The 21,498-nt window shown below is 44.3% G+C and carries 21 protein-coding genes; 8 read left to right on the top strand and 13 right to left on the bottom strand.

Features of this window, described 5'->3' with window-relative positions:
• Positions 1–16 precede the first annotated feature (16 nt).
• The 9 genes from ACPUEY_RS09000 to ubiG all read right to left on the bottom strand — a co-directional run bounded on the left by ACPUEY_RS09000 (position 17) and on the right by ubiG (position 7,942).
• Entirely contained in the window at positions 17–949 is a 933-nt protein-coding gene (locus ACPUEY_RS09000; RefSeq protein WP_425121877.1) for a sulfonate ABC transporter substrate-binding protein, read from the bottom strand.
• A gap of 88 nt (positions 950–1,037) precedes the next feature.
• Complete coding sequence (locus tag ACPUEY_RS09005) at positions 1,038–2,000, bottom strand: sulfonate ABC transporter substrate-binding protein (protein WP_092820581.1); 963 nt, start codon at positions 1,998–2,000, stop codon at positions 1,038–1,040.
• A 611-nt stretch (positions 2,001–2,611) separates the two neighbouring features.
• On the bottom strand, positions 2,612–3,964 hold the full coding sequence (argA, locus tag ACPUEY_RS09010) for an amino-acid N-acetyltransferase (protein ID WP_092820583.1): 1,353 nt from the start codon (positions 3,962–3,964) through the stop codon (positions 2,612–2,614).
• A gap of 132 nt (positions 3,965–4,096) precedes the next feature.
• Positions 4,097–4,465, bottom strand: a complete 369-nt coding sequence (locus tag ACPUEY_RS09015; protein ID WP_131274238.1) for an RcnB family protein — start codon at positions 4,463–4,465, stop codon at positions 4,097–4,099.
• A gap of 231 nt (positions 4,466–4,696) precedes the next feature.
• Positions 4,697–5,092 carry an RcnB family protein gene (locus ACPUEY_RS09020; protein WP_425121863.1) on the bottom strand — a complete coding sequence of 132 codons (396 nt, stop codon included), beginning with the start codon at positions 5,090–5,092 and terminating at the stop codon, positions 4,697–4,699.
• 302 nt (positions 5,093–5,394) lie between these two features.
• Positions 5,395–5,550, bottom strand: a complete 156-nt coding sequence (locus ACPUEY_RS09025) for a hypothetical protein (RefSeq protein ID WP_261183470.1) — start codon at positions 5,548–5,550, stop codon at positions 5,395–5,397.
• A 202-nt stretch (positions 5,551–5,752) separates the two neighbouring features.
• Positions 5,753–6,499 carry a YciK family oxidoreductase gene (locus ACPUEY_RS09030; protein ID WP_131274236.1) on the bottom strand — a complete coding sequence of 249 codons (747 nt, stop codon included), beginning with the start codon at positions 6,497–6,499 and terminating at the stop codon, positions 5,753–5,755.
• A 31-nt stretch (positions 6,500–6,530) separates the two neighbouring features.
• Positions 6,531–7,232, bottom strand: a complete 702-nt coding sequence (locus tag ACPUEY_RS09035) for an HAD family hydrolase (protein ID WP_261183487.1) — start codon at positions 7,230–7,232, stop codon at positions 6,531–6,533.
• The gene (gene ubiG / locus ACPUEY_RS09040; protein WP_425121864.1) at positions 7,229–7,942 is read right to left on the bottom strand and encodes a bifunctional 2-polyprenyl-6-hydroxyphenol methylase/3-demethylubiquinol 3-O-methyltransferase UbiG; all 714 of its coding nucleotides are present in this window, start codon (positions 7,940–7,942) and stop codon (positions 7,229–7,231) included. Before ubiG ends, ACPUEY_RS09035 begins: the two co-directional genes overlap by 4 nt.
• A gap of 180 nt (positions 7,943–8,122) precedes the next feature.
• Here ubiG and ACPUEY_RS09045 point away from each other — a divergent pair, with 180 nt between their 5' ends.
• Entirely contained in the window at positions 8,123–8,740 is a 618-nt protein-coding gene (locus ACPUEY_RS09045) for a thiol:disulfide interchange protein DsbA/DsbL (protein ID WP_092820597.1), read from the top strand.
• A 375-nt stretch (positions 8,741–9,115) separates the two neighbouring features.
• Here ACPUEY_RS09045 and ACPUEY_RS09050 read toward each other — a convergent pair whose 3' ends face one another.
• Positions 9,116–9,775: a TetR family transcriptional regulator gene (locus tag ACPUEY_RS09050; RefSeq protein ID WP_425121865.1), complete on the bottom strand. Its 660-nt coding sequence runs from the start codon at positions 9,773–9,775 to the stop codon at positions 9,116–9,118.
• 173 nt (positions 9,776–9,948) lie between these two features.
• Between ACPUEY_RS09050 and ACPUEY_RS09055 the strand changes: the two genes are divergently transcribed.
• The 3 genes from ACPUEY_RS09055 (at position 9,949) to rph (ending at position 13,091) form a co-directional block, all read left to right on the top strand.
• Entirely contained in the window at positions 9,949–10,971 is a 1,023-nt protein-coding gene (locus ACPUEY_RS09055; RefSeq protein WP_425121866.1) for a ferredoxin reductase, read from the top strand.
• An 84-nt stretch (positions 10,972–11,055) separates the two neighbouring features.
• Positions 11,056–12,201: a fatty acid desaturase family protein gene (locus ACPUEY_RS09060; protein WP_409976765.1), complete on the top strand. Its 1,146-nt coding sequence runs from the start codon at positions 11,056–11,058 to the stop codon at positions 12,199–12,201.
• A 173-nt stretch (positions 12,202–12,374) separates the two neighbouring features.
• On the top strand, positions 12,375–13,091 hold the full coding sequence (gene rph / locus ACPUEY_RS09065; protein WP_092820605.1) for a ribonuclease PH: 717 nt from the start codon (positions 12,375–12,377) through the stop codon (positions 13,089–13,091).
• Positions 13,092–13,179: 88 nt separating this feature from the next.
• On the opposite strand, the gene nadC is transcribed toward rph, so the two are convergent.
• The gene (gene nadC, locus ACPUEY_RS09070; protein WP_425121867.1) at positions 13,180–14,025 is read right to left on the bottom strand and encodes a carboxylating nicotinate-nucleotide diphosphorylase; all 846 of its coding nucleotides are present in this window, start codon (positions 14,023–14,025) and stop codon (positions 13,180–13,182) included.
• 175 nt (positions 14,026–14,200) lie between these two features.
• Here nadC and ampD point away from each other — a divergent pair, with 175 nt between their 5' ends.
• Positions 14,201–14,779, top strand: coding sequence for a 1,6-anhydro-N-acetylmuramyl-L-alanine amidase AmpD (gene ampD, locus ACPUEY_RS09075; protein WP_425121868.1), 579 nt, complete (start codon positions 14,201–14,203; stop codon positions 14,777–14,779).
• A 72-nt stretch (positions 14,780–14,851) separates the two neighbouring features.
• Positions 14,852–16,402 (top strand): murein biosynthesis integral membrane protein MurJ, encoded by a 1,551-nt coding sequence (gene murJ, locus ACPUEY_RS09080; RefSeq protein WP_425121869.1) that lies wholly within the window; start codon positions 14,852–14,854, stop codon positions 16,400–16,402.
• Between the two features lie 175 nt (positions 16,403–16,577).
• On the opposite strand, the gene ACPUEY_RS09085 is transcribed toward murJ, so the two are convergent.
• The gene (locus tag ACPUEY_RS09085) at positions 16,578–16,736 is read right to left on the bottom strand and encodes a DUF1328 domain-containing protein (protein WP_425121870.1); all 159 of its coding nucleotides are present in this window, start codon (positions 16,734–16,736) and stop codon (positions 16,578–16,580) included.
• Positions 16,737–16,927: 191 nt separating this feature from the next.
• Here ACPUEY_RS09085 and ACPUEY_RS09090 point away from each other — a divergent pair, with 191 nt between their 5' ends.
• On the top strand, positions 16,928–17,380 hold the full coding sequence (locus tag ACPUEY_RS09090) for a YcgN family cysteine cluster protein (protein ID WP_425121871.1): 453 nt from the start codon (positions 16,928–16,930) through the stop codon (positions 17,378–17,380).
• 128 nt (positions 17,381–17,508) lie between these two features.
• Here the strand turns inward: ACPUEY_RS09090 and ACPUEY_RS09095 are convergent, their stop codons facing one another.
• Entirely contained in the window at positions 17,509–19,674 is a 2,166-nt protein-coding gene (locus tag ACPUEY_RS09095) for a sensor domain-containing protein (RefSeq protein ID WP_425121872.1), read from the bottom strand.
• A gap of 293 nt (positions 19,675–19,967) precedes the next feature.
• On the opposite strand from ACPUEY_RS09095, the gene ACPUEY_RS09100 reads away from it, so the two are divergent.
• The gene (locus ACPUEY_RS09100) at positions 19,968–21,242 is read left to right on the top strand and encodes a replication-associated recombination protein A (RefSeq protein WP_092820620.1); all 1,275 of its coding nucleotides are present in this window, start codon (positions 19,968–19,970) and stop codon (positions 21,240–21,242) included.
• Positions 21,243–21,498: the final 256 nt, after the last annotated feature.

A 21,498-nucleotide genomic window follows, 5' to 3' on the forward strand; every position in this document is an offset into this window, starting at 1 on the left:
TGCATTGATCCTTAGATTATTTGCCTGCCCAAACGGCTTGCTGAATATTGATAGATTTTGGAATGATCTTGAGTTCGCTAAAACGGTTGGCCAGTTCTTGCTGATCGGCAATCACTTTTTTGTTGAGCAGAGCAGCACCAGACGGGTTCGGACGGCGCTGGATAAAAGTCTGGCTGACCACCGGTTTCAGACCTGTGCTTTTCGCAAACAGGCTTGCGGTAGCGGCTTTATTGTGTTGTACCCATTTATCTGCAACGTTCACTTGCTGGATAATGCCTTTGAGTGCCTGAGGATGATTCTTCACCAAATTATTTGAAGCCAGATAGAACGTGTAATTTGGGCTTAAGCCTTTACCTGTAGTCAGTACCTTGGCTTTATCTTCCAGTTGTGCCGCAGCATAGTACGGATCCCAAATGGCCCAGGCATCAATCGCGCCTTTCTGGAACGCTGCTCGTGCATCAGCCGGGCTGAGCCAGATGGGTTGAACATCTGTCCATTGCAAACCAGCTTTGCGTACTGCCTGCACCAATAAATAATGCGAGCTTGAACCGCGATGCACCCCAATACGTTTGCCCTTCAACTGGCGGAGCTGGGTAATTTTGGAGTTGCTTGGCACTAAAATGGCAGAAGCCAAAGGTTTTGCCGTTTCATAGGCAAAATAATGCAGTGGCTTGTTGCCTGCCTGAGCGTACACAGGCGGCGTATCCCCTGTAGCACCGATATCAATCGAACCGACCGCCAGGGCTTCTAAGATTTGCGGACCACCTGGAAATTCATTCCAAGTGATTTTTGCATTAGGAAATTCCTGTTCAAACAGCTTTTGTTGCTGTGCAATCACCAGATTGACGGAAGATTTTTGATAACCGACGCGTAGCTGTTTTACTGAAGGATCCACAGCCCAGGCGGCGCTTGAACCCAACATCGCGCAAGCAACCAATAGGGCATTCATGCCATGAGTGGAGGTTTTGAACCATGTGTTTGCTTTTTTGTGTGGCTGATGCTGAGTCATGTTAAATCCCCTAAGTTTTATCTATGCTTTACTTCGCTAAAATTGCGGCTTGAATATTGAGTTTGTTTGGAATCAGTTTCTGGTTATAAAAGGCATCGGCAACATATTGCTGCTTTTGCACCACTTCAGCAGAAATCGGTTGTACCCCAAAGCCCATGCGGGAAATGGAGGTTTTCAGGATTTCGTTAGACAGTCCTGTTGGTTTTTCCAGCAGCTTGGCGGCTTCGTCCTGATGCTGGGATACCCATTGGGTGGTGGTGTTGAGTTCATTCACGACCGCTTTCAGCACATCCGGATGCTGCTCGGCAAATTTGCGGTCAGCCAGATAGAACTGATGGTTACTGACCAGGTTTTCACCGGTGGCAATGACACGGGCACCAATCTGCTTTTCTGCAGCAGCAAAGAACGGATCCCAAATTACCCAGGCATCGACCGCACCCCGTTCAAAGGCAGCGCGTGCGTCCGAAGGCGGCAAGTACACCACCTGGATGTCATTTAGAGTGAGCTTGTTGGCTTCTAACACTTTTAACAGTAGATAATGAACATTTGAGCCTTTGTTCAGGGCAACACGTTTGCCTTTTAAATCCTGGATGCTATGAATGGCTGAATCTTTTTGTACAATCAGGGCTTCAGCTTTAGGCGCTGCTGGCTGGTTGGCGATATACACCAGATTCGAATTGGCGGCCTGCGCGAAAATTGGCGGCGCTTCACCTGCTTCGCCTAATACAACACTGCCGACATTTAAGCCTTCAAGCAATTGAGGACCGGCAGGGAATTCCACCCATTTCACATTGACGCCCTGGTCTTTCAATGCCGTTTCTAAAGTGCCGCGTTCTTTAATAATCGGTAACAAGCCATATTTTTGAAAGCCGATATTTAAAGTGACCGTTTCAGCTTCTTTTTTTCCGCAACCTGACATCATCATTGCGCCAGCAACTACTGAAGAAAGGACCAGTGATTTCGCCCAGAATTTTGCTTGAATGGCGCTCATGTATGTGTGCTCCGCAATAAGGAAGTGTTGAATATTGAACACATACGCTAAAGCCTTTTCTTTTTCGAAAAAAATAAGAAAAGATAAATTTCTAATGAGGAAAAAAGATAAATAAAAAAAAGAAAAACTTATGCAGAAATGTGATTTATCAGGACAACTTAATATCCAGTTTTATTTTGTTAAGATATTGATATTAAATAATTTAAATTTTAAATCTTATGCGGGTATAACGTTATTTAAATACAGCATAAGAAAATCGTCAAAAATTTCGCAAAAGCATAGATAAAGATATAAAAAATAAAGCTATAGCAGGCATAAAAAAAGCCACTTCAAGTGCACTGCTGTCCCATAATTTGAATTTTATTTTAATACTGAACCAGCATGATGATTTGTTATCTTTAAATATTTGATATTTATATTTTTCATAGCCTTGTCTTTTCTTTAAAAGTTTAAGTGGCTCTGTGTAGGCTAAACCCTACTTTTGACAGACCAAAAGTAGGCAAAAGTCTTTATTCCTCATACACGACATCCTGTCGTGATGGGGAATGTGTGGCATCCCTGCCACACTCGCGAATCTAATACATGGACTTCAACTATGGGACCGTAGTGACTTAAAGTGACTTTTTAAAGACCAGGGAATTTCTTTGATAGTTGTACAGCGCCTGACGGGCATTGGGCAGGTCATCCACACTGGCTGCTTCAAAACCATGTTCGACAAACCAGTGTGCAGTACGTGTGGTCAGTACAAACAGCTGCTGAATGCCCAGGCTTTTGGCCTTGTCTTCCAGGTAATGCAGAATCTGGCTGCCGCGGTTGGATTTACGATAGGTTGGATCGACCGCGACACAGGCAATCTCGGCCGATTTAATTTCATTGGCTGAGGTGGGAATAGGGTACAGCGCGGCGCAGGCCAGAATCATGCCATCCCGTTCAATAACGGAAAACTGTTCAATTTCACTTTCTAATCGTTCACGTGAGCGATACACCAGAATGCCTTCAGCTTCCAGTGGACGGAGCAGATTCATCAAGCCGCCGACATCCTGAATGGTCGCCGTACGCACATCTTCATAATGGGCATCGGTCATCATGGTGCCTGCACCATCACGGGTAAACAGTTCTTCCAGCAAGGCACCATCGTAAGTATAAGAAATCAGATGCACACGATGTACCCCTTGCAGTGAGGCGTTTTTGGCACCGCGCAATTGCAGGGCAATATCGGGATTGGAATCCTGATATTGCAAGATCTGCCGATCCAGCTGATGCGGGGCTATTTCACGCTGCAATTGTCCAAATTCATTGACCAGACCTTGCTGTTTCCCCAAAAAGATCAGCTTGTCGGCTTTTAGCAGAATGGCGGTATTGGTCGCGACTTCTTCTGCCACCAGATTAAACACTTCACCGGTACTGGAATAGCCAGTTGGACCCAGCAACACAATATTGTGGTTTTTCAGATGTCTCTGAATGGCGTCGGTATCGACGGTACGAACTTCACCCGTCAGCTGGAAATCGATGCCGTCCCGAATGCCATAGGGTTTGGCAGTGACAAAATTGCCCGAGATTACATCAATACGGGCGCCGTACATGGGTGAGTTGGCGAGTCCCATGGAAAGCAGGGCTTCAATTTGCAGGCGAATAGATCCCACCGCATTCATGACGCAGCTTAAGGATTCTCGTGTGGTAATGCGGCGGTGATTATGGAAAGGGGTTTGAATACCGCTGGTTTTCAGGTTCTGGTTGATTTGCGAACGGGCACCATGCACCAGAATCAGACGAATACCTAAAGAATGCAGCAGGGCAATGTCGTGAATAATATGCTGGAAATTTTCATGCTGTACCGCTTCGCCATCAAACATGATGACAAAGGTTTTGTTGCGGTGGGCATTGATATAGGGCGCAGAATGTCGAAACCAATGCACATATTGCAAATTTGTGCTTTGTGAAGTTTCAGATGAATTCGTTTGCATACCTATCTCAAAATTAAAAAATTTCTTTCCTTGATTCTAATCAAAAAATGACGGGGGGGAAGCTAAAAAATAAAAAAACACCCGAATGGCGTTCAGGTGTTTTTTTTAGGGAAGAGGAAACTTGAACCGGTTTTAGTTGATGATGCGCACAATACGGTCGGTACGTTCATTCACTAATACATAGTCGCCATTGATTTTATACCACTGTTGATAACGATTGGCATTGGGTAAGCGGCGTGCTTCACGGTCGCTGACTTTATAACGTGATGAGTCGTAAAAACGTGGGAAACTCTGGCCAGCACGCCAGTCACGACTTGGGTTGAGCTTTTTATTGTCGTAACGGTTGTGGTCATAACGGTTATTATTATCCCAACGCTTGTCCTGATGTGATGGTGCATGGTTGTAACGATGATCGTCATAACGATGGTCCGGTGCGGCCATTGCAGAAGTTGCCATCAATGCAGATAAAGAAAGCGCAATTGTAGTCAGAACTTTTTTCATTACTTTCACCCTGAATCATTTAGGAAGATGTTTTCGATGATTCAAAATTAGAGGAAAAGTAGAGATAAACGATGTTGGAATCTTAGTTGAATTGTGAAATTGATGGAGAAAAAAAGAAGATTGTAAAGGTCTGAAAGTTATAGCATTAAAAAAGGGGAATTTGAAAATAAGAGCATAAAAGTAAAAAAAAGCCCAAACTGAAGTTTGGGCGTGGAGAATTAAAAGCGGCGTTTAGAACCCTTGAATACGTATAATATTATTGCTGTCCGTATCCACTAAAATATAGTCATTGTTGATTTTGTACCATTGCTGGTTACGCGACGGTTTGGGTAAGTCATGGCTTTTATAGTCAACCTTGTAGCCATTGCCACGATAATGCTGCGGCATCACATATCCCGGTTGCCATTTATGCTGTTGTAGACGCTTGAATCCGCGTTCTTCACGCATACGGCGTTTGTCCTGCATGTCATTATCATCTTCACGAAAATCACGGCCTTTATTGAATTTTGGATGATCGGATTGATCCCAGCCACGATTATCATGTTTTTCATGAGGTGCAGCAGTAGTGATACTGTTTGCCATCAATGCACTGAAAGAAATTGCCAGAATTGTCAAAATCTTTTTCATGTTGAACCCTCATAAAAAAAGTATTAATTTCATTGATGCTAATGTACGCAAAAATTGCAGAGAAACTGTGAAGATAAATCACTCATTTCTTAAAAAATGCAGAGATAATAAGGATATTACTGGAAAAATATCTCATCATTTAAAAATCTTCAGCAATTTTATAGGGCTATTAAATACTAAAAAACTTTGTGTTGATGAAAACTTTGTATCAAATTTTTGAGATCATGCTTATTCATTCAAAAATGTTCTCAGAAACTGGCTGAACAGCTGATCTGGTTTGACTGCTCAATATCATTTTACTTTTAGTTCCATTGTTCAACCAGGCCTTGTAGTGAGCTGACTGCCTCAGCAATGGCTTCTGCCTGTTTGGCATCCTCCAGACCGATGATTAAAGTATTTGAAAGCTGTAGTTTTTCAATACCACGAATCGTTTCAATTTTACGTTTTTGGTCTGCCATGTTGTACTTCCTCATGTTGAAGGTTTTTTCATGCTGTTCAGCATAGCGGTATTGTTATGATTTATAAAAACGAATATTTTTGTAAAAATTATCTAAAAATACGATTTAAAACTTAAATAGCGAAAGTACAGTTCTGAGTTTTTTAAAATTTAAGTTTGTAATAAAAAAGGAGCGGTATTCGCTCCCTTTTCATCTTTACAGATCAGTCTTGGGCATCAATGCTTTGACCATTCAGATGCAGGCTGTCATCTCCCATTAAATACAGGTAAGCCGGCATAATGCTTTCCGGTGTTGGCAAGGTTTTTGGATCTTCCTCAGGATAAGCCTTGGCACGCATGGCGGTACGGGTGGCACCCGGATTGATGCAGTTAAAACGCACATTCGGATAGACATTTTCCTTGGCAAAAATCTGGTTCACCGCTTCAATGGCAATTTTAGAGACCGAATAAGCGCCCCAGCGTTCCCGTGCTTCCCGTCCTACACCGGAACTGGCAAATACCACCGAAGCATGCTCGGATTTTGCCAGTAAGGGCAGCAGTTCCTGGGTCAAAATAAAGGGAGCACGCAGATTCACCGCCATTACATCATCCCAGGTATCCACCGGGTAATGCGCCAGTTCGGTACGTTCCCCCAATATGCCGGCATTGTGCAAAATGCCGTCCAGGCGGCCGAACTGTTGCGTTAAAGTATCGACCAGCAATTCATAGTCACGAGGAGAGGCGCTGGAGAGCTGCAAAGGCAGAATAGCCGGTTGTGGCGCACCCAGGCTTTCAATTTCATCATAAATGACTTCAAGCTTGTTTAGGGTACGTCCATGCAGCACTACAGTGGCACCATGCAGGGCATAGCTTATTGCAGCCGCACGGCCAATACCATCGCCCGCACCTGTAATCAGGATAATGCGATCTTTTAACAGATCGGGGCGAGGCTGATATTCTGAATATTTCATTGCATACCTCCTCGTTTATATTGTTATGTCGTTATGAAATGAGTGAATGATGATCTTGTTTTACGCCGACTAGTTGATTAATCACTTGATGTAATTCTGCAACTGTCTTCACTATACAATCCGCCTGCCATGCTGTTAAGTCATCTTTGTGTTGCAATGGTAAATAGCCATAACCCGCCAGGATGGTGTACATATGGGCATTGCGGCCTGCATCGATGTCACGTGGATGGTCACCGACATAAATGCAGTCTTCAGCTCTGACCTGAATTTGCCTGGCTGCCAAATACATTGGTTCCGGATCGGGTTTGGTATTGCTGACATCTTCCGGGCAAACCAGAACCGCACAGCGTTCAGTCAAATTCAGTGCCTGAAGCAAGGATTCACTGAGCCAGCGTGGCTTGTTGGTGACAATCCCCCAGGGAATATTCTGACTTTCCAGTTGCTCCAGCAAGGGATACATGCCTTCAAACAGGTCAGTCTCTACCGCAATATCTTCGCCATACAAATCCAGAAAGCGCTGGCGATGTGCAAGGAAAACAGGATCATCCACTTCCAGTTCCGGATAGACCAGTTTCACCATAGCGCGTGCGCCTTCAGACACCTGGGTACGAATTAAATCAGCCGCCACGATGTCACAGGGTTTATCGCGGCACATGTCCTGAATAATGCGAATGAAGTCGGCTGCCGTATCAATCAGGGTGCCATCCAGGTCAAACAGTACAGCTTTCATCAGACACCTTCTTTTACCGTATGAACCATGTAGTTCACATCGACATTCGGTGCCAGCCAGTAACGTTTGGTGAGCGGGTTGTAATGCAGACCGGTCATGTCTTTCAGTTTCAGATTTGCCGCACGGATATCATGTGCCAGCTCGGAAGGTTTAATAAACTTGCTGTAATCATGTGTGCCTTTGGCCAACATACGCAGGATGTATTCTGCACCAATAATGGCAAACAGATAGGATTTCGGATTACGGTTAATGGTCGAGAAGAACACATGACCGCCCGGTTTGACCAGGGTCTGGCAGGCCTGGATAATCGATGCCGGATCGGGCACATGTTCCAGCATTTCCATACAGGTGACCACGTCATATTGTCCGGCCTGTTCTTGCGCCAACTGTTCTACCGGAACCTGGCGATATTGAATGTTCTGTACGCCTTCCTGTTCGGCATGAATGCGTGCCACATTTAACGGTGCTTCACCCATGTCGATGCCCAAAACATCGGCTCCGCGACGCGCCATGCTTTCCGACAGAATACCGCCACCGCAACCGACATCGAGCACTTTTTTACCGCTGAGACCGCCGGCATGCTCATCAATCCAGTTTAAACGCAGCGGATTGATCATATGCAAGGGGCGGAACTCAGAATGCTGATCCCACCATATGGCAGCGAATGCTTCAAATTTGGCAATTTCTTGTGGATCAACATTCAATTGCGACATCGGTATCACCTTAATCAAGTCGTTATAATTTAAAAAAGTTACAGAAGCTTAGTGTAGCGTTAATTCTAAAAAAAGCGATAAATGCCGTAAAAAAGTTCACAGAATGAAAACGAAATCGGCATAATTGATTTATAGTGATCGCATAAATTAAGCATAATGATTTAGAGGACAATAAGGTCAATGAAAAAATTTCTTTTAGGTAGCGTAGCGACGGCTATTTTTGCCTTATCCGGCACCGCAATGGCAGCAAATTTTGTTGCAGGTAAAGATTACACCGTGGTGGCCAACCCGGGTAAAGTTCAGGTACCTGGAAAAATTGAAGTGCGCGAATTCTTCTGGTACGGCTGCCCGCACTGCTATCGCTTAGAGCCGCATATGCAGACCTGGCTGAAAAAAATGCCTAAAGATGTCAACTTTGTGCGTACTCCGGCTGCCATGAATCCGGTGTGGGAACAGGGTGCACGTGGCTACTTCGTATCTGAAGCATTAGGGGTACGCAAGAAAACTCACCTGCCGTTATTCCATGCCATTCATGCGGGTGGCCAGCAGATTTTTGATCAAAACTCCCAGGCCAAGTTCTTTGTAAAATATGGCGTGCCTGAAGCTAAATTTAACAGCATGTTTAATTCATTCGCAATTACCTCAAAAGTGGCACAAGCCAAGCAATTGGCACAGCAATATCAATTGAGCGGTGTGCCTGCGGTCGTGGTCAATGGTAAATATGTGGTACAAGGCGAAGATGCCAAAGTGACGCAAGTGATCAGCTACCTGGTCGAAAAAGAGCGTAAAGCCAAATAAGCAACAAGCTCTAAAAAAACCGCAATCATGGTTAATGCTGATCAGTTAAGGAGTTTAGAAATAAACTCCTTAATTTTTAGTAATTCATGACGGAGTCTTACCGTTTTAAATCAAACTTTTGCAGCTCATTTGTTACTTTGGTTTCGCCCAAAGTAACCAAAGGCATTTGTCATCCGCAAAACTCGTCAGCCACTATCAACTAGCAAATCTGTCGCAGAAACAATCATTTTTTTATGTAGTCCTGCCTCAAACAGTTGCAGATGACTTTCCCACATATTAAATACAATCATGAATTTAAAAAAGAAAATGCCAGTCAGTTTGTTAACTGACTGGCATTAGCCATTATGGCGGTTTTTTATATCGGGTCATCTTCAATTATGAAGAGGTAGAATCTTTGGATGGGTCCCAGTTGGAGATGCCACGGAAAATCAAATGCACTTGAGTCATGGTTTGCAGCTTAAACTGGTTTTGCTGTGTTGACCGTTCCGGACCCTGAAATTTCCGGCCAATGTCCATCCAGGTCATGGCCCAGGTAAAAGACAAGTTAATTAAAATATTGGAAAATACTTGCAGGTCTTGGGCATTACCAATGTGCTGCATGGTCTTAACTTGACCCAAATCGTTGGCCAGGTCTTCAATTAAAAAATTAATTTCCCGTGCAATGGCATGGCGGATCACTTCTGAGCCACCCCAACGCTCGGCAATCATAAAGACCCAAGGTTCAGGATGATGTTCAACCGCCTGAAAAAACAGGTCCAGGCTGATTTCGGTTTTGGTATTCGGTTGATAGATATAGGCCTGTCCCAGCTGATGCAAAATGCCTTTTAAATGCATGGCAACCTGATCAACCAGTTCCAGTCCCAGCTCGTTCATGTCCTGAAAATGACGATAGAACGCCGTCGGCACCAAGCCGACATGACGTGCGATTTCACGCAAACTGATGCTGCTAAAAGAACGCCCAGACGTGCTTAAAGCCAGCGCGGCATCTAAAAGTGCTTGGCGGCTCTGCTGTTTACGCTCATCCCGTATCGACATTCGACTACTCTAAAAAAATTCTGCATGAAGTCTATCAAAAAAAAACAAAATAAACGATGAATGTCAGTGAACAGGTGTTGACTGAATGAAAAAATGATTATAGTGTACAGGTGTTCACTATAAGAACAACTGTTCACTCAAATAAATAGCCAGCAATAAAAGAGGAACGTCATATGAGTCATGTGATGCAATATCAGCCGCAATGGATTCGAGAAGATTTTGTCGATTTTATTGCTGAAAAAATCAATCCGGTATGGGCCTGGAAAAAAGTCAAAGCCAGCATTGTTGATGTACACATGCTCAGTTCCGATTTTTATCAAATTGAGTTGCAGCCGAATCATAATTTTCGTGCTGATGTTTTTCGTGCCGGACAAAGTATTTTAGTGACTGTCGTGATTGCAGGTGTGCATGAGCAACGCAGTTATTCCATTGTCAAAATTGCCGCAAACGGTCATGTCGTGATTGCAGTGAAACGTCAGGGCAAAGTGTCCAATGTTTTAACCCGTTTGACGGCGGGCAGCGTGGTGGAAATCTCTCAGGCTCAAGGTGATTTCACTTTAAGTTCATCTCAAGCGCCTATTCTGTTGTTGGCTTCTGGAAGTGGTATCACCGCTATTTATGCCTTATTGCAACAGGCGATTCGTCAACAAGTCAGCCAGATTGATCTGATTTATTTCACGCGTGATGATGCTTTTCATAATGAATTGCAGCAATTGAGCGAGCATCATCCACAGTTTAAATATCATCATTTTAATACTCTGGCACATAAGCAACATTTAACCGCAGAACTGCTTGAAAGTACCGTGCCGGATTTTCAGCAACGTCAAAGTTATGCCTGTGGTGCCCAGGGCATGATGCAGAGTCTGAACCAGATTTATCGACAGCTAGGAATTGCCGATCTGCTCAGGCAGGAATATTTCCAGATCGTGGTTGATGAAACTGCAGCAGTACAACCGGTGGTCTTTTTACGTGCCCAACAAGAGTTTGAAGCCAGAACCAATTTGCTGGAAAGTGCTGAACAGGCAGGATTAAGACCTGCACATGGTTGCCGCATGGGCATCTGCAATACCTGTACCTGTACCAAAGTGAGCGGTTCGACCAAAAACCTGCTGACCGGTGAAATCGACCACGATAGCAATACCCAGATCAAATTGTGTATTAGCCAGGCTGTAAGTCCGGTCGTGATTAACCTTTAAAAAATAAAAACGCTTTAATAGCGCCGTTTAGTGAGTGATTGCACTTTTAAAAACAGGGTTCGATGCTCACTCAGGAGAAAAACAATGAATATGTCAGTGAAGTTTCAAGAAAACAGTAAATCGAAATATTTAAGCCCTGAACAAATTGCCGAATTTGGTGAAAAAGTCGATGCCATTCGCCGTGAAGTGATGGACAATATTGGCGAAAAAGATGCCGAATATATTTATAAAATCCGCGATTTTGTCCGTTATAGCGAAATTGCATCCCGCGGCATGTTGATGTTTGGCGGCTGGATTCCGCCAGTCTGGTTATTGGGCACGGGCTTGTTGGGTATTTCCAAAATTGTGGAAAATATGGAGCTGGGCCATAACGTGATGCACGGTCAGTTTGACTGGCTGAACGACCCGAATCTGAACGGTGCCAATTATGACTGGGATACCATGGCGACCGGAGATGACTGGAAATATACCCACAATTATATCCATCACACCTATACCAATATTATTGGCAAAGACCATGATGTGGGTTATGGCCTGATTCGGGTCAGTGAATCGCAAAAATGGGAACCGCGTTTTTTATTTAATATTCCTTTAACCATTCAGCTCATGCTGTTCTTTGAATGGTATGTCGGCGTACAGGGTTTACATCTGGAAGATGTGCTGGTTTATAAAACAAAAACCTGGAAAGAGGTGTGGAAAGAGTCGGCAAAATTCCGTAAAAAAGCCACCCGTCAGATTGCCAAAGATTATGTATTTTTCCCGTTAATTGCAGGTCCGAATGCACTGCCGGTCTTTGCCGGCAATGCCGTGGCCAATGTCATTCGGAGCCTCTGGGCATCCGCAGTGATTTTCAATGGACATTTCACGGAAGATGCTGAAACCTTTGAACCGGACAATACTGAAAATGAAACCCGCGCCGAATGGTACTTACGTCAGATTCGTGGATCGAGCAATTTTAGCGGCACAGAATGGCTGCACATTTTAAGTGGTAATTTGAGTCATCAAATTGAACATCATTTGTTCCCGGATATGCCGGCAAACCGTTACGCAGAAGTGGCGCCTAAAATTCGTGCCTTATGTGATGAATATGGCATTCACTATAACGAAGCCAGCTTTTTTAAACAGTTCGGCAGTGTCTGGGTACGTTTGGCTAAATGCTCATTGCCAAATTCATGGACCTCAACCCTTGAACAATCCAAACAGAAATTAAAAGGCTTATTGGGCTTTTAATATTCCCTCACAAGCTTAAGGACATGCAGGGCAGGTAGCGAATTTCATGAGAGCTTAAATGGACGCGTCTGGGCTTGATGGTTTTTGCCAATGGAGAATCTCCGGGCAAAACCTGAGAGCCCGCTTCTGTTATACTAGGCCGCAATGAATTTTAGCCAAAACAAGGACTCATTATGCGTATCGACCAACGTACATTAGATCAATTACGTGAGGTAAAAATTACCCGTAACTATACACGTTATGCGGAAGGTTCAGTGTTGATTGAATTTGGTCATACTAAAGTTCTTTGTACCGCAAGTATTGATAATTCGGTACCGCGTTTCTTGAAAGGGAAAGGACAAGGCTGGGTGACTGCGGAATACGGCATGTTGCCACGTTCTACCCATACCCGTAGTGACCGTGAAGCCGCGCGTGGTAAACAAAGTGGCCGTACTCAGGAAATCCAGCGTCTGATTGGTCGTAGCCTGCGTGCCATGGTCGATTTGAAAAAACTGGGTGAAAACACCATTACCATCGACTGTGATGTGATTCAGGCAGATGGCGGTACCCGTACAGCCTCTATTACCGGTGCAGCAGTGGCTTTAGTGGATGCCATGAATGTATTGCTTGAAACCAAGAAAATTAAGCAAGATCCGTTGAAAGGTCTGGTGGCCGCGATTTCTGTCGGCATGTATCAGGACAAAGCCTTACTGGATCTGTGTTATGAAGAAGATTCAAACTGCCAAACTGACTTAAACGTGGTGATGACTCAGGCAGGCGAGTTTATCGAGCTGCAGGGGACGGCTGAAGACAAGCCATTTACCCGTGCGCAATGTAACGAAATGCTGGAATTGGCAGAAAAAGGCATCCAGGAACTCATTAAAAAACAGCAAGAAGCTTTAGGCTGGTAAGTTGTTAGTTTAAACATCTCAGCAATAAAAAACGCACCCATCGGTGCGTTTTTATTGACTCAATCTTTATTGAATTGAGCGGGGGAGATCAAGCATTAAAACGCATGGATAAATCCACGGCTTTCACGTCTTTGGTCAACACACCCATCGAAATATAGTCCACACCTGACGTTGCCACTTCACGTAAGTTTGCAATGGTAATATTGCCAGATGCTTCCAGCTTGCAACGACCGGCAACATGCTTCACCGCATCAATCATTTGCTGTTGGCTAAAGTTATCCAGCATCACGATATCCGCTTTTGCTTCTAAAGCCTGGTTCAGCTCATCCCAGGTTTCCACTTCCACTTCCACCGGTTTACCCGGTGCGATGTTATGTGCTTTGGCTATCGCCTGAGCAATCCCACCCGCAGCCATAATATGGTTTTCTTTAATTAAGAAGGCATCGAATAAACCGAGGCGATGGTTCTGACCGCCACCAATCGCCACGGCATATTTTTGTGCAATACGTAAGCCCGGCAAGGTTTTACGAGTATCCAGCAATTTGGTATTCAAGCCGTCAAGTTCTTTGACATATAAAGCGGTTTTGGTCGCTACAGCAGATAAGGTCTGGATAAAATTCAGGGCAGGGCGTTCCACCGTGAGCAGGCTGCGTGCAGAGCCGGCCAGTTTTAAAAAGGCTTCATTGGCGTTTACGCGGTCACCATCATTTTTTAGCCAGGTCACCTGTACTTTTGGATCATAGGCCTGAATCAGGGCATTGACCCAAGGCTGACCGGCCAGCACCATGTCTTCACGGCTAATGATGGTTGCTGTAGCCTGTTCATCTTCAGGGGTTAATAAAGCGGTGATATCACCTTCGCCAATATCTTCTTGTAATGCTTGCTGAATGTTGATTTCGATTGATTGTTCAAGCAAAGATTGAGATATGCTCATCAGTATTTCCGTATCTTTTTTAACCCATGAAAGTTGCGCGTTATTTTAGCACTGTTCATTTAAAAGAACTGTTTTTTTGCAGCAATTTTATCTGGGGAATTTGAGATTTTAAGTTTAAAGTTTTAGGATTGCGCTAAAATCATCAGCTTATGTGAACAGGACTCAGGATCGGCATATGCAACAGGCACCCTTTTTTCAGGTCATCGACGGTCAGTTAATCGGTGCCAGGCAAGTAGCTTCCCCAAATTATAATCAGCGTCCCGAACAGACTGAAATTCAACTGGTGGTGGTACATAACATCAGTCTGCCACCGTCACAGTTTGGTGGGGGATATATTGAACAGTTTTTTCAGAACCAGCTGGACTGGTCACAGCATCCTTATTTTCAAAGCATTGAAGGCATGCAGGTTTCTGCGCATCTGCTGATTTTACGCAGTGGGGAAGTGCTGCAATTCGTGAATTTTAATGATCGGGCCTGGCATGCCGGACGTTCCACTTACCTGGGCAAAAAAGAATGTAATGACTATTCCATTGGCATTGAACTGGAAGGCAGTGATGATTTGCCTTTTGACGAGATTCAATATGCAGTGCTGGCGCAAGTGACGGCTGCATTGCAGGTGGCTTATCCAAAAATTTTACAACATTTGGCCGGCCACTCGGACATTGCACCTGGACGTAAAACCGACCCGGGCCCATTTTTTGACTGGGTCAAATTCAGAACTTTATTGCAGCAGCATAAAATCCATCAAGAATGAATGGGCTTTATGATTAAACAACGAAATTCCCTGTGGAGTTTCATTACAATAGCGACTTAATTTTTTCACTGGGTGGTTACGATGGCGCTTTGGCGATCGACCTTTATTGTTAGTACAATGACCATGTTGTCTCGGGTGCTGGGCTTGGTCCGAGATGTGGTGTTGCTGAATGTGTTTGGTGCGGGTAAAGATTTCGATACCTTTGTGGTGGCCTTTCGTATTCCGAACTTTTTCAGGCGCTTATTTGCCGAAGGGGCATTCTCGCAAGCGTTTATTCCGGTTCTAACCGAATATAAAACCACGCGCACTCATGCAGAAGTGCAAATTCTGATTAGTCGGGTCTTTGGCTGTCTGGCCACCTTTATGACCGCCCTGACCTTTATTGCCATGATTGCAGCGCCGGCCGTGCTATATATCTATGCACCCGGTTTCCATGACGACCCGGAAAAATTTGCCCTGGCGACGGACATGTTCCGCCTGACCATTCCCTATCTGCTGTTTATGTCTTTAACGGCTTTTGCCAGCAGTATCCTGAACAGTTACGGTTCTTTTTCAACACCGGCTTTTTCGCCGGTATTATTGAATATCACCATGATTGCAGGTGCGTGGTGGCTCACGCCCTATATGGCCGAACCGATTATGGCACTCGGCTGGGCGGTGGTGATTGCCGGTATCTTGCAGCTGGTGATTCAGATTCCAGAGCTGTGGCGCAAAAAACTGCTAATTCCACCTAAAGTGGATTTCAAGCACGAAGGTGTGGAACGCATCATGAAATTGATGCTCCCGGCACTGTTTGGTGTTTCGGTCACGCAAATTAACCTGCTGTTGAATACCATTTGGGCATCCTTCATGCAGGATGGTTCGGTATCGTGGCTATACAGTGCCGAGCGGATGACGGAATTGCCTTTAGGTTTAATTGGTGTGGCGATTGGTACCGTGATTTTACCTTCGCTGTCTGTACGTCATGCTGAACAGGATCAGGCCAAGTTCCGCAGCATGATTGACTGGGCTGCCAAGGTGATCATGCTGGTCGGTATTCCGGCCAGTATCGCCTTATTTATGCTGTCTACGCCAATTATTCAGGCCTTATTCCAGCGTGGGCAATTTACCTTTGAAGATACGCAAATGACGGCTTTGGCCCTGCAATGTATGAGTGCCGGGGTGATTTCCTTCATGCTGATTAAGGTCTTTGCCCCAGGTTTTTATGCCCAGCAAGATACCCGAACGCCGGTGCGTGTTGGCCTGATGGCAGTAGCCGCGAATGCCATTTTAAACGTGGTGTTTATTGGTTTCTTTAAGCTGATTGACTGGCATGCAGAGCATATGGCGTTGGCCCTGGCTTCTTCCGGTTCGGCACTGGTCAATGCTGGCATGCTGTATTTCTATTTGCATAAACGCAATATTTTCCGCTTTGCCGGACACTGGAAAAAGCTGTTTCTGCAATATGCGATTGCCAATGCCGCGATGGTTGCTGCACTTTGGTATGGCTTGACCTTGTACAATGGAGATGTATCGCAGTGGATGCGGATTCTGGAAGTGATTGGTTTGTGTGTCGCCGGTGTGGTGGCTTATGCCATTGGTTTATTGGCCACAGGTTTTAGACCCCGTCACTTACGCCCTTAATTTTGAGTTTACAACTCTCCACAGCCAGATAAGTTAGATAAAAAGATAGCTAACTTTGATTCGGTTTTTTTGAGAGGTAGATGATAGAAAGCTGAAGCAAAAAACGGATATAAAAAAGAGCCTGAACAGGCTCTTTTTTTGATTAAGTGAGATGTTTTTAACGGAGGTTATTCAACTAAACCCTTCCACGAGAGAGGAAGCCGACGATTGCCAGAATAACGGCAATGACGAGTAAAATAATTGCAAAATCCTTCGATAATCCTGCGACGCCAGCAAAACCGAATAGACTCGCAATCAGTGCAATCACTGCAAAAATAATCGCCCAACGGAACATAAGCTTTCTCCATGTGTTGTTATTTTCAAAGTAGATTCAGTATAGGGGGGGATAATTTCCAACAGTGTTATGCTTATGTTTAAAAAATGTTCACTTTGACAGCAAATATATGATTTGAAGTAAAAATCATATTCCTACATTGTGAACTTGAACACGTTATAATAAGCAGCTTCTTTTAATTTCTCACTGTTATGACTGAACAATTGCGTCCACAATTCTGGAAAAAATACGCTTTAACTGAACTTAATCCTGCCGAATGGGAGGCATTATGTGATGGTTGTGGTCTCTGCTGTTTAATCAAGCTGGAAGATGAAGAACTGCAAGAAGTCGCTTATACCAAGGTGGCTTGCAAACTTTTAGACTGCCAGACTGCACGTTGTAGCAATTATGAGCAGCGACTTGACCATGTGCCGGATTGCATTCAGCTGACACCAGAAAAGTTAGATACTATTCACTGGCTGCCGCCGAGCTGTGCTTATCGCCGTTTAAAAGAAGGCAAGACTTTACCTGCCTGGCATTATTTAAATACCGGAACACGTGACAGTGTGATCAAGGCGAGAAAATCGGCAGCCGGCCGCTGTATTTCCGAAATGCAAGTCAATGAAGACGATCTTGAAGAATATATTGTGCGCTGGGTGCGTTAATTGCCTGTTCATCCTCCTGTCAGCTTCGGCTGAAATCACCTGAAAACCTTAATCCTCGACAGCTAATAAAGCCATTGCCTGAGCCTGTAAAGTAGAGGAGGACTGCAAGCATGAATAAACTTGAATGGCTAAGCAGAAGAACTGAGGGGCTGAGCGGCATCAGCCACAGGATTTAATAAGGGAGTGGCTTCCTGAAAGATCAGGGGATGATAAAAATAATAACCTTGCCCGGTAGAACAGTCGCAAGCTTTCAGCACTTCAACCTGCTCTGAACGTTCAATGCCTTCGACCAGGATATCTAAGGCAATGCTTGCACCGATCTGGCTGATGGCCTTCACAATTGCCAAATCAGAAGGGTTGTCCGGTATATTTTTAATGAAATTTCGATCAATCTTTAGACAATCAATCGGATAATCCCTTAATCGGGTCAAGGAAGAATGACCGGTCCCAAAATCATCCAGTGAAATTTTCAGCCCGGATTGTTTTAACAGGTTCAAGGCACGGATGACATAGTCGGAACCATGCTCTGAAAGACTTTGTTCGGTAATTTCTATTTCAATCAGAGGGTGGGGAATCTTAAATTGAGCAAGCCGGTTTAACAGGGTTTCTGCATAATTGTCCCTTAAGAATTCAACCGGTGCCGCATTGATGGAAATGGGTAACAGTTTCAGGCCTGCTTCCTGCCACTGGCTCATATCCTGAAAGACTTTGAGCTGAATAATTTCGCTGATTCTCGTGGCCAGTTCATAATCCTGAAAAGCGCAAGAAATGTGCAAGGGGAGCTGGGTTTGATCTTCTGCATCCTGCCAGCGCAGCAACGCTTCAAAACTGGTAACTGTTCCGTCTGCGAGCTTGACCTTGGGCTGGTAGACCGGAAAAATTTTATCGTGCTGAATAATTGCCCGCGCCAGCGAAAGCTGTTTGGTGGTGACGGCGATGCTGTTAAACATGGTACTCGTGAACATTCGAATACCGCCACGGCCACTGATTTTAAGATCATTCAGCGCTACATCGGCACAGCGTAACAAGGTCGAGCTATTTTTTGCATCACGCGGGTATATGGCACAACCGATGCTCATTCCGCCATTAATATATTGCCCGGCATAACAGATCGGCTTATCCAGTTGCTGGCGTGCTATTTGTGCAATGTTCAGCAATTCAGCCTCATCACGCAGATGTGGCACGATAATCGCAAATTCATCACCGCCCAGACGTGACACCAAGACTTTTTCATTAAAACAGCCACTTAAGCGCTGACCAAGAATCTGGACTAAATAATCGCCTGCACTATGACCCAAGATATCATTGATATGCTTGAAATAGTCTAAATCAATCAGCAAAAAGCCAACAGATTCTTGTTGATGCTGGGCATTTTGAAGGGTCTTTTTAAAAATTTTATGGAATGCACGACGGTTATATAAGCCAGTCAATTCGTCAAGTTCAATCACCTGTTGCAGATTTTTTTCCGCCATCTTTTGTTGGGTGACATTCCGGGAAACACAAAGAATACTTTGGGTCGAACCATCCTCATTCAGTATGGGAGTTAACATGGTATCCCAATATTGTGGAGGCTGACCGGCAATGATGCTGATGCCATCAAAACGCGCATTTTTTCCCGTAGAGGCCTGTTTTAATGCGTGTTGTCCCGAATGCTGAATGGATTCGGGCAGTAAATTTAACCAGGACATACCCAACTTATTTTCATTGACCGGTACGCCTAAGGCGAGACAACTGGAACGGTTCATATGGGTCAACTGACCCTGGGGTGTTAAAAGCTTGATGCAGTCTACGCTGGCATCCAGCATTTTGCCCTGTACAAGCACTTGCTGATACAATTCGCTATGCTTTAAATAATGATCATGAATATCTGTGGCAGTGATCATCCATTCAATATTATCTAAATGTTGTGCCGCTTGAACGGAAACCCGGCAAACCCGGTAACCCTGTTGATGGTGTTGAATACGGCATTCGTGTTCGAAGCCTTGTTGAATGTGCAAGGCATTTTGCCAAAGTACCTTATAGTTCGGGTAATCTTCAGGATGAATGAAGCTTTGACATTCATCATTATGCGATAAATTGACAGGGCTACCGATGTAGTCACAAATTGCCTGATTATAATAATACCGGTTTTGTTTGTTCTTGACCCAGACCAGCTGGGGTAATTGATCAAGGATATTTTGGATAATAATGTTTTCGGCAGACAATTGATTTTGAGGGGTTTTAATGCACGGCTGATCGGGTGTTTGGCCATCCTGACTGAAAGGTTTTCGCTTGTTTTTGAAAATATATTCCATAAAGCTTACCCATTTAAATAATCAAAATGCTTAAAAGTGTGATTTATTTCACACAATAATTATATCCGTGAACATACAAAAGGAGAATGATTCAGTTTGTATCTCTGATGGCCTGCTTGTTTTGGATAAGCCACTTTACTCTATTTAAAAGTAATTCACGTAAAATATCCATCATGATGATGGATATTTTTTTTAAAATAACAGTATGATTTTTTGTAAATCACTTGATTTGAAATACGCGATATTAAAATTACATAGTAGACTTGTTTTAAGTACAGCAAAGAAATAACAAGATGTCCGAGAGCCATATCCCACTTCCTGAACGCCTTCGCCCACGTGACTTGTCCGAAATTATTGGTCAAGATCATCTCTTGGGAGCAGGTGCACCCTTACGTCAGATGATTGATCAGGGACATTTGCCATCCATTATTTTTTGGGGACCACCGGGAGTCGGAAAAACCACCATTGCTTTGCTTTTGGCTCAAGCGGTGGATCGGCCATTTATCAGTTTATCGGCACTCAATACCGGAGTAAAAGAACTACGTGAAGTAATTGCCGAAAGTGGCGATTTACTGACCCCGGTCGTGTTTATTGATGAAATTCATCGTTTTAACAAGTCACAGCAAGATGCCTTATTGAATGCGGTGGAAAAAGGCAAAATTACCTTAATTGGAGCGACCACAGAAAATCCCTCTTTTGAAGTGAACAATGCCTTGTTATCGCGTTGTCAGGTGTATACCTTAAATGTGCTGGATGACGAGGCGATTAAGACCTTGGTGAATAAGGCGATTCAGCAAGATGCATTTTTAAAAGAACGCTATATTCAAATTGAAGAATACGAAGCATTACTGCAATTTGCGGCTGGAGATGCACGTAAAGCACTTAATTTATTAGATTTAATTGCCAGTACCTTTGAGCCGGAACTGGAAAATAGCATTACCAATGCCATTGTTGTGAGAGTAGCCCAGCAGAACATTGCCCGCTATGACAAATCGGGTGAGCAGCATTATGACCTGGTCTCTGCCTTTATTAAATCCATCCGCGGCAGTGATCCGGACGCCGCCTTGTACTGGATGGCGCGCATGCTGAAAGGTGGAGAAGATCCGGTGTTTATTGCCCGCCGTATGCTGATCGCTGCTTCGGAAGACATTGGCAATTCCAACCCCAATGCCTTGCTGCTGGCAGGCGAATGTTTCCGCTCGGTGCAGGCGGTGGGCATGCCGGAGTGTCGTATTATTCTTGGCCAGTGTGCAGTGTATTTGGCCACCAGTGCCAAAAGTAACAGCACTTATCTGGCCATCAATAAGGCCTTAGATTTAGCAGAAAAAACGGCCAATCTGCCTGTGCCGCTACATTTACGTAATGCCCCAACCAAATTGATGAAAGAGCAGGGTTACGGGGTGGATTATTTATATCCGCATAATTACCCCGAGCATTTCGTACTGCAAGAGTATATGCCTCCTGAATTAAAAGGCACCAAGCTCTACGAATCTGCACGGAACAAGCGTGAAGTTGAAGGAGAAAAACTGCAACAGCGCCGCTGGATGCAACAGCAACAACAGCAATAACAGTCAAGATGATTCAAGACGCTGAGTTATCTTCTTTCATACTAAGTTTTTCAGATAAAAAACGTAAAAAAAGCCCAATCCAGAGCATGGATTGGGCTGAAAATAGGATGTCTTAGGGGAGATACATCCTGGAGGATAAACTAAAAATCTGGGTCGTTAAGCAGGAGTTTATAAAGCCATTGACTTCAATCGCTTGCTACCTGCTATGTAAGATAGATTAAGTAAAAAAACCAATATTGTAAAAACGATCATTTTT

It is taken from the genome of Acinetobacter sp. G11 (assembly GCF_049808495.1).
GTDB lineage: Bacteria > Pseudomonadota > Gammaproteobacteria > Pseudomonadales > Moraxellaceae > Acinetobacter > Acinetobacter kookii.